A 7,503-nucleotide genomic window follows, 5' to 3' on the forward strand; every position below is an offset into this window, starting at 1 on the left:
CAGAGCGTGGGAACGATCAAACTGCGGGGACAACCATTACCCTGACCGTAACAATCCAACACTCTGCTTGATTGATGCCCTACACCCAACACTCCTAAGGTGACCCCCACGACAGCGAACCCGTGGAGTGGTCATGACAACAACAATATCCCCCGACTCGCGATGGACGCGGCGGCGCAGCGAAAAGCAGCGGCGCCTCGAGCTGGTGAAGGGGCTTGCCGACGGTGTGGTGTTGCCCACCGACAAGATCGTGGCGGCGCTGGAGGCGTTGATCCTGCCTGGCGACCGTGTGGTGCTGGAGGGCAATAACCAGAAGCAGGCGGATTTCCTGTCCCGTTCCCTGGCCAAGGCCGATCCGGGCAAGCTGCATGATCTGCACATGATCATGCCCAGCGTCGGGCGCTCCGAGCACCTGGATCTGTTTGAGCGCGGCATCGCGCGCAAGCTCGACTTCTCGTTCGCCGGTACCCAAAGCCTGCGCATCAGCCAGTTGCTCGAAGACGGTTTGCTGGAAATCGGCGCGATCCACACCTACATCGAGCTCTATGCGCGGCTGGTGGTGGACCTGATCCCCAACGTCGTGCTCTCGGCCGGTTTCATGGCCGACCGTGCCGGCAACATCTACACCGGCCCAAGTACCGAAGACTCCCCGGCGTTGATCGAACCGGCCGCCTTCAGCGACGGCATCGTCATCGTCCAGGTCAATCAACTGGTGGACGATGTCAGCGAGTTGCCTCGCGTGGACATCCCCGCGTCCTGGGTCGATTTCGTGGTGGTGGCTGACAAGCCGTTCTACATCGAGCCGCTGTTCACCCGCGACCCACGTCACATCAAGCCTGTGCACGTGTTGATGGCGATGATGGCGATCCGCGGGATCTATGAGAAACACAACGTCCAGTCCCTGAACCACGGCATCGGTTTCAACACCGCCGCCATCGAACTGATCCTGCCGACCTACGGCGAATCCCTCGGCCTCAGGGGCAAGATCTGCCGCAACTGGACCCTCAATCCTCACCCGACCCTGATTCCGGCCATCGAAAGTGGCTGGGTCGAAAGCGTGCATTGCTTCGGCACCGAACTGGGCATGGAAAACTACATCGCCGCCCGGCCTGACGTGTTCTTCACCGGCCGCGACGGCTCCCTGCGTTCCAACCGGATGTTCAGTCAGCTCGCCGGGCAATACGCGGTGGACCTGTTCATCGGCGCGACCCTGCAAGTCGATGGCGACGGTCATTCGTCCACCGTGACTCGCGGTCGCCTGGCCGGTTTCGGTGGTGCGCCGAACATGGGCCACGATCCTCGCGGTCGTCGTCACGGCACACCGGCCTGGCTCGACATGCGCCACACCGACGCGGCCGAGCCGATGCTCGAACGCGGCAAAAAACTGGTGGTGCAAATGGTCGAGACCTTCCAGGAGGGCGGCAAACCGACCTTCGTCGAAACCCTCGATGCGGTGGACGTTGCGAAGAAAAGCGGCATGCCGCTGGCGCCGATCATGATTTACGGCGACGACGTCACCCACCTGCTCACCGAAGAAGGCATCGCCTATCTGTACAAGGCCCGTTCCCTCGAAGAACGCCAGGCGATGATCGCCGCCGTTGCCGGGGTGACCGCCATTGGCCTGCGCCACAACCCCAAAGACACCGCACGCATGCGTCGAGAAGGCCTGATCGCCTTGCCCGAAGACCTCGGCATCCGCCGCACCGACGCCACTCGCGAGTTGCTCGCTGCGAAAAGCGTGGCCGATCTGGTGGAGTGGTCCGGTGGCCTCTACAACCCGCCCGCCAAGTTCAGGAGCTGGTAATGCACGCATTCAACCTGCAACCGAAAACCCTCACCCTGGCCGAACGGCTGGCGGACCTGGCGGTGGACGCGCTGATCGACGAAGCGGACCTGTCGCCGAAGCCGGCGCTGGTGGACCGTCGTGGCAATGGCGCGCATACCGATTTGCACCTCGGGCTGATGCACGCTTCGGCGTTGTCCCTGTGGCCGGCGTTCAAGGCCATGGCGGACGCAGTCATCGAGTTTGGCGAGATCGGTTTGCCACTGCGCGAAGCTGTCGGGTGCATTGGTCGTGAAGGCGAGCAAGCGATGCTCGCCACCACCAACGGCGTGAACACTCATCGTGGGGCGATCTGGGCGTTGGGTCTTTTGGTCACTGCCGCCGCGCTGGAACCTGAATCCTGTGGCGCAAGCTCAATCACTTTGCGCGCTGCGCGCCTGGCCTTGCTCGACGACCGTTACTCGCCGCGTCCCTTAAGCCACGGAGCCCAGGTCGCCCAACGTTACGGCGCACGCGGTGCCCGTGAAGAGGCGCAGCTTGGTTTCCCGGCCGTGCTGCAACGTGGCTTGCCGCAACTCAAACGCAGCCGTGCCGCAGGCCACGGCGAACAGAACGCCAGGCTCGATGCCTTGCTGGCGATCATGACGACACTAGCCGACACCTGCGTGCTCTACCGCGCAGGTGAAACCGGCCTGCACACCATGCAACTCGGCGCGCAAGCGGTGCTCGACGCCGGCGGCAGCGCCAGCCTCGCCGGTCGCCGCCGTTTGCATGAGCTGGACCAACAATTAATCGCGTTGAATGCCTCGCCCGGCGGCGCTGCGGACTTGCTCGCAGCCTGTCTGTTCATCGACCGCATCGAGTCCGGCGACAGCATCTTCCAGGGAGCGTTTTGATGGAAACCTTATCCTTTGAATTCCCCGCCGGGCAGCCGCCACGGGGCAGGGCGCTGGTGGGCTGTGTGGGCTCGGGCGATCTGGAAGTGCTGATCGAGCCGGGGCTGGCGGGCAAGTTGACGATCCAGGTGCAGACCTCGGTCAATGGCAGTGAACAACGCTGGCAGCATCTGTTTGCACGGATGTTCGACGGCCAGACACCGCCCGCGATGGCGATCGATATCCACGATTTCGGCGCCACCCCCGGCGTGGTGCGCTTGCGTCTGGAGCAAGGCTTTGAGGAGATCGGCCATGACTGATAGCGCAGCCTTGTTGAATAAACACAGCTTCGTCGAACTCGGTGCTCGGCAACGCGCCAAGGCCTTGCTCGACACCGGCACCTTCCGCGAACTGCTCGACCCGTTTCAGCGGGTCATGTCGCCATGGCTGTCGCGCCAGGGCGTGGTGCCGCAAGCCGATGACGGCGTGGTCATCGCGAAGGGCAGCATCGGCGGTTTGCCGGTGGTGATCGCGGCCATCGAAGGCGCGTTTCAGGGCGGCAGCCTGGGTGAAGTCGGTGGGGCGAAGATAGCCGGTGCACTGGAACTGGCCGCCGAGGACAACCGCAAAGGCATTGCCACCCGCGCCGTGTTGCTGCTGGAAACCGGTGGCGTGCGTTTGCAGGAAGCCAATCTCGGGCTGGCGGCGATTGCCGATATTCACGCGGCGATTGTCGATCTGCGCCAGTACCAACCGGTAATCGGCGTGGTCGCCGGCAGCGTTGGCTGCTTTGGTGGGATGTCGATTGCCGCCGGGTTGTGCAGTTATTTGCTGGTAACCCAGGAAGCGCGCCTTGGCCTCAACGGTCCGCAGGTGATCGAGCAGGAAGCCGGGCTTGAGGAATACGACTCCCGTGATCGCCCGTTTATCTGGAGCCTGACCGGCGGCGAGCAACGGTTCACCAGTGGCTTGGTGGATCGCTATGTCGCTGACGACGTGGCGCAGATTCAGCAGCAGGTCGGCGAATTACTCAAGCAAGGTTTGCCGGCGCAAACCCGCAGCCGCCAGGCCGAATGGTTCCTGCAACGACTGGCTCGTCTGGACGCCGAACCGCAAATCGAGCCGGCGACGGTTCGCGATCTGTATCAAGGAGAGCGCTCATGAGTTCGTATTCCCTGAGAGGCCTGAACTGGTTCAACGCCTTGAGCGCTGGCGCGAAATCGGTCGAGGGTTTGCCGGCATCGTTGAAAGTCGCTGACGGTTTATTGGGCGATCAACCCGTGCGGTTTATCGCGGTGGTGGCCGATCCTGGCAACCGCTTCGTCCGCGCCCGCAGCGGTGAGGTCGGTCTGCTGGAAGGCTGGGGCCTGGCCAAAGCGGTGGATGAGGTGATCGAAGCCGATCGGGACAAATCGCACAAACGGGCGTTGATCGCCATCGTCGATGTGCCGAGCCAGGCTTACGGCCGGCGCGAAGAAGCGCTCGGCATTCATCAGGCATTGGCCGGAGCGGCAGACAGTTATGCCCGCGCCCGACTGGCTGGCCACGCGGTGATCGGTTTGCTGGTGGGCAAGGCGATGTCCGGGGCGTTTCTGGCTCACGGGTATCAGGCCAACCGGCTGATCGCGTTGCGCGATCCGGGCGTAATGGTGCATGCGATGGGCAAGGCTTCGGCGGCGCGGGTCACATTGCGCAGTGTCGAAGAGCTGGAGGCGTTGGCCGCCAGCGTGCCGCCGATGGCCTATGACATCGACAGCTTTGCCAGCCTGGGCTTGCTCTGGGAAACCTTGTCGGTGGAGCAGATCGAGCAGCCGACGACGGCGGATCTGGCTCGCGTGACGGAATGCCTGAACCAGGCGATTGGCGATGTCGCCGCCAGCGGTCGCGATCTGAGCAGCCGCCTGGGCGCGAGTAACCGCGCCGCGTCGAGCAAGGTTCGCCAACTGCTGAGAGCGCAGTGGTGAATACGTTTCTGGCCCACGACCTGCTTTGGGGGATGACCCCGGAGCAGTTGCCTGCGGATACGCCGGCGTGGGTGGTCGAGTCGATCAGCGCGGGTCAGCCTGTGGTGGTTCGGCGCGCGATCACCGCGCCGGATCAGATAGCGGTCGGGGTGCGTGGGCGCTTGCGCGAACAGCGTTATGCAACGTCGATAGCGATCGCGGCAATTTCGCGTCGTGTTCGGCCGGAAGACCTCTGTCATGTTGAGACGACTCGTAACCTGCCGACCCTGCGAGCTTTGGCGCAACTGCGGCCGATGCTCGACGCCTGCGGTTGGGTGTGGGGTGTCAGCGGCAGCGCCGGGTTCGAATTGGCCAGCGGTTTTGCGGCGCTCCATGAGCGCAGCGATCTCGATTTGATTCTGCGTACTCCGCAGTCGTTGAGCCGTATTCAAGCGCAGGCGTTGATGACTCTTTTGGGCACCGCCGAGTGTCTGGTGGACATGCAGTTGCAGACTCCGAATGGTGCTGTCGCCCTGCGCGAATGGGCTGGCCCTTCGCAACGGGTTCTACTCAAAAACGCCCATGAAGCGTGTCTGGTGTCCGATCCGTGGAACCCGCAGGAGCAAGCAGCGTGAGTAGCTTGCTGGTGTTCCCCGGCCAGGGCGCGCAGCAACCAGGCATGCTCCATCGTTTGCCTCGGGAAACGCTGATCGAAGCGAGCGAGGTGCTTGGCGAAGACGTCTTGTTGCTCGATTCTGCCGAGGCGTTGCAGTCGACGAGGGCGGTTCAGCTGTGCCTGCTGATTGCCGGCGTCGCCGCTTCGCGCCAGTTATCAATGGCGCCGGATTACGTGGCGGGATTGTCCATTGGTGCCTACCCGGCGGCGGTGGTCGCAGGTGCCTTGAGTTTCAGCGATGCGCTGCATCTGGTCAGCCTGCGCGGTGAGCTGATGCAGCAGGCTTATCCTCAGGGCTATGGCATGACCGCGATCATCGGTCTGGAACTGGCGACGGTGGAAGGGTTGCTGGCGCAGGTTCACAGTGTTGATACACCGGTTTACCTGGCCAACATCAATGCCGATAACCAAGTGGTGATCGCTGGCAGCGATGGTGCGATGAAAGCGGTCGCCGAGTTGGCGAAAGGGCGTGGCGCCGGTCTGGCCAAGCGTTTGGCGGTCAGCGTGCCGTCCCATTGTCCGCTGCTGGAAGCTCCCGCAAAAAACCTGGCCGAAGCGTTCGCCAGGGTGCAATTGAAAACGCCGACCCTGGGTTACCTGAGCGGCAGCCGCGCACGGCCCGTCATCAATACCGACGCCTTGCGCGACGACCTGGCGTTCAACATGTGCCGCGTCGTCGATTGGCGCGGTACGGTGCAAAGCGCTTACGAGCGCGGCGTGCGTCTACAGATCGAACTGCCGCCCGGTGCGGTGTTGACCGGGCTGGCGCGCCGGGTGTTCGAGCAGGGCACCGTCATTGCCTGTGACGGTGCACGGCTCGATACCTTGCAGGCGCTGTTGCGTGAGGAGGGAAGCCGCCGACCCTAGATCACCGACTCAGGTTGCGAACTACAAAAACAACAATTCCGACGATGCACTTTGAGGACTACAACAATGATTATTTACGGTGTGGCGCTGTTGGCGATCTGTACGCTGGCAGGGGTGATCATGGGGGACATGCTCGGCGTGTTGCTGGGTGTGAAATCCAACGTCGGCGGGGTCGGGATCGCGATGATCCTGCTGATTTGCGCGCGGTTGTGGATGCAAAAACGCGGCGGCATGACCAAGGATTGCGAGATGGGCGTGGGCTTCTGGGGCGCCATGTACATTCCGGTGGTGGTGGCGATGGCTGCGCAACAGAACGTCGTCACAGCCCTGCACGGCGGGCCGGTGGCGGTGCTGGCGGCGATCGGTTCGGTGGTGCTCTGCGGATGCACCATTGCCCTGATTAGCCGGAGCCACAAAGGCGAACCCTTGCCCGATGAGCCGGCGCAAGTCACCCCGGTCGGCACGCCAGTAGGAGGTCGGTGATATGTGGGAACTCATCGAGAAAGGTTTGGTAAATAACAGTCTGGTCACGGCATTCGCGTTTGTTGGCGTAATCATGTGGGTGTCGGTGATTCTGTCCAAGCGCCTGACCTTCGGCCGGATTCACGGCTCGGCGATAGCCATCGTCATCGGCCTGGTGCTGGCCTGGGTCGGCGGCACCATGACCGGCGGGCAAAAAGGCCTGGCGGATTTGTCGCTGTTTTCCGGCATCGGTTTGATGGGCGGCGCCATGCTGCGTGACTTCGCCATCGTTGCCACGGCGTTCGAAGTGCAGGCCACCGAAGCGAAAAAGGCCGGGATGATTGGCGTCATCGCGCTGCTGCTGGGCACGATTCTGCCGTTCATTGTCGGGGCGAGCATTGCCTGGGTGTTCGGTTATCGCGATGCGATCAGCATGACCACTATTGGCGCGGGCGCGGTGACGTACATCGTCGGGCCAGTGACCGGGGCTGCGATTGGTGCCACGTCCGATGTGATGGCGTTGTCGATTGCCACAGGGTTGATCAAGGCGATTCTGGTGATGGTCGGCACGCCGGTGGCGGCGCGCTGGATGGGCCTGGATAATCCACGTTCGGCGATGGTGTTTGGCGGGTTGGCCGGGACGGTGAGTGGTGTGACCGCCGGGTTGGCGGCGACGGATCGGCGGCTGGTGCCATATGGCGCGCTGACGGCGACGTTCCATACCGGGCTGGGGTGCTTGCTTGGGCCTTCGTTGCTGTACTTCGTTGTTCGCGGGATTGTTGGCTAACGAATGACTGATCGTTCCCACGCGCAGCAAAGGAATGCCTCAATGGACGCTCTGCGTCCGCTTTGGGACGCGGAGCGTCCCGGGCTGCATTCCCACGCAGAGCGTGGGAA

9 protein-coding genes are annotated in these 7,503 nt (G+C 63.0%); all 9 read left to right on the top strand.

Features of this window, described 5'->3' with window-relative positions; translation table 11 throughout:
* The first annotated feature begins 133 nt into the window (after positions 1 to 133).
* The 9 genes from mdcA to madM all read left to right on the top strand — a co-directional run bounded on the left by mdcA (position 134) and on the right by madM (position 7,393).
* Positions 134 to 1,804 (top strand): malonate decarboxylase subunit alpha, encoded by a 1,671-nt coding sequence (gene mdcA / locus PMI21_RS01015; RefSeq protein ID WP_007941970.1) that lies wholly within the window; start codon positions 134 to 136, stop codon positions 1,802 to 1,804.
* Positions 1,804 to 2,679: a triphosphoribosyl-dephospho-CoA synthase gene (locus PMI21_RS01010; RefSeq protein WP_007941971.1), complete on the top strand. Its 876-nt coding sequence runs from the start codon at positions 1,804 to 1,806 to the stop codon at positions 2,677 to 2,679. The genes mdcA and PMI21_RS01010 overlap by 1 nt, the downstream gene beginning before the upstream one ends.
* Positions 2,679 to 2,978, top strand: coding sequence for a malonate decarboxylase subunit delta (locus tag PMI21_RS01005; RefSeq protein ID WP_007941972.1), 300 nt, complete (start codon positions 2,679 to 2,681; stop codon positions 2,976 to 2,978). The genes PMI21_RS01010 and PMI21_RS01005 overlap by 1 nt, the downstream gene beginning before the upstream one ends.
* The gene (locus tag PMI21_RS01000) at positions 2,971 to 3,822 is read left to right on the top strand and encodes a biotin-independent malonate decarboxylase subunit beta (RefSeq protein ID WP_007941974.1); all 852 of its coding nucleotides are present in this window, start codon (positions 2,971 to 2,973) and stop codon (positions 3,820 to 3,822) included. The genes PMI21_RS01005 and PMI21_RS01000 overlap by 8 nt, the downstream gene beginning before the upstream one ends.
* Positions 3,819 to 4,622, top strand: a complete 804-nt coding sequence (mdcE, locus tag PMI21_RS00995; protein WP_007941976.1) for a biotin-independent malonate decarboxylase subunit gamma — start codon at positions 3,819 to 3,821, stop codon at positions 4,620 to 4,622. Before PMI21_RS01000 ends, mdcE begins: the two co-directional genes overlap by 4 nt.
* Positions 4,616 to 5,236: a malonate decarboxylase holo-ACP synthase gene (locus tag PMI21_RS00990; protein ID WP_007941977.1), complete on the top strand. Its 621-nt coding sequence runs from the start codon at positions 4,616 to 4,618 to the stop codon at positions 5,234 to 5,236. Before mdcE ends, PMI21_RS00990 begins: the two co-directional genes overlap by 7 nt.
* Complete coding sequence (gene mdcH, locus PMI21_RS00985) at positions 5,233 to 6,144, top strand: malonate decarboxylase subunit epsilon (protein ID WP_007941978.1); 912 nt, start codon at positions 5,233 to 5,235, stop codon at positions 6,142 to 6,144. Before PMI21_RS00990 ends, mdcH begins: the two co-directional genes overlap by 4 nt.
* Before the next feature lie 66 nt (positions 6,145 to 6,210).
* Complete coding sequence (gene madL / locus PMI21_RS00980; RefSeq protein ID WP_007941979.1) at positions 6,211 to 6,627, top strand: malonate transporter subunit MadL; 417 nt, start codon at positions 6,211 to 6,213, stop codon at positions 6,625 to 6,627.
* A 1-nt stretch (position 6,628) separates the two neighbouring features.
* Positions 6,629 to 7,393 (top strand): malonate transporter subunit MadM, encoded by a 765-nt coding sequence (gene madM / locus PMI21_RS00975; protein WP_007941980.1) that lies wholly within the window; start codon positions 6,629 to 6,631, stop codon positions 7,391 to 7,393.
* The last annotated feature ends 110 nt before the right edge of the window (positions 7,394 to 7,503 follow it).

The organism is Pseudomonas sp. GM18 (assembly GCF_000282195.1).
GTDB lineage: Bacteria > Pseudomonadota > Gammaproteobacteria > Pseudomonadales > Pseudomonadaceae > Aquipseudomonas.

Coding starts and splice junctions, on each gene's coding strand:
- PMI21_RS01000 (WP_007941974.1), top strand. CDS start 2,971: ATGACTGATAGCGCAGCCTTGTTGAATAAACACAGCTTCGTCGAACTC.
- madM (WP_007941980.1), top strand. CDS start 6,629: ATGTGGGAACTCATCGAGAAAGGTTTGGTAAATAACAGTCTGGTCACG.
- PMI21_RS01005 (WP_007941972.1), top strand. CDS start 2,679: ATGGAAACCTTATCCTTTGAATTCCCCGCCGGGCAGCCGCCACGGGGC.
- PMI21_RS01010 (WP_007941971.1), top strand. CDS start 1,804: ATGCACGCATTCAACCTGCAACCGAAAACCCTCACCCTGGCCGAACGG.
- madL (WP_007941979.1), top strand. CDS start 6,211: ATGATTATTTACGGTGTGGCGCTGTTGGCGATCTGTACGCTGGCAGGG.
- mdcE (WP_007941976.1), top strand. CDS start 3,819: ATGAGTTCGTATTCCCTGAGAGGCCTGAACTGGTTCAACGCCTTGAGC.
- mdcA (WP_007941970.1), top strand. CDS start 134: ATGACAACAACAATATCCCCCGACTCGCGATGGACGCGGCGGCGCAGC.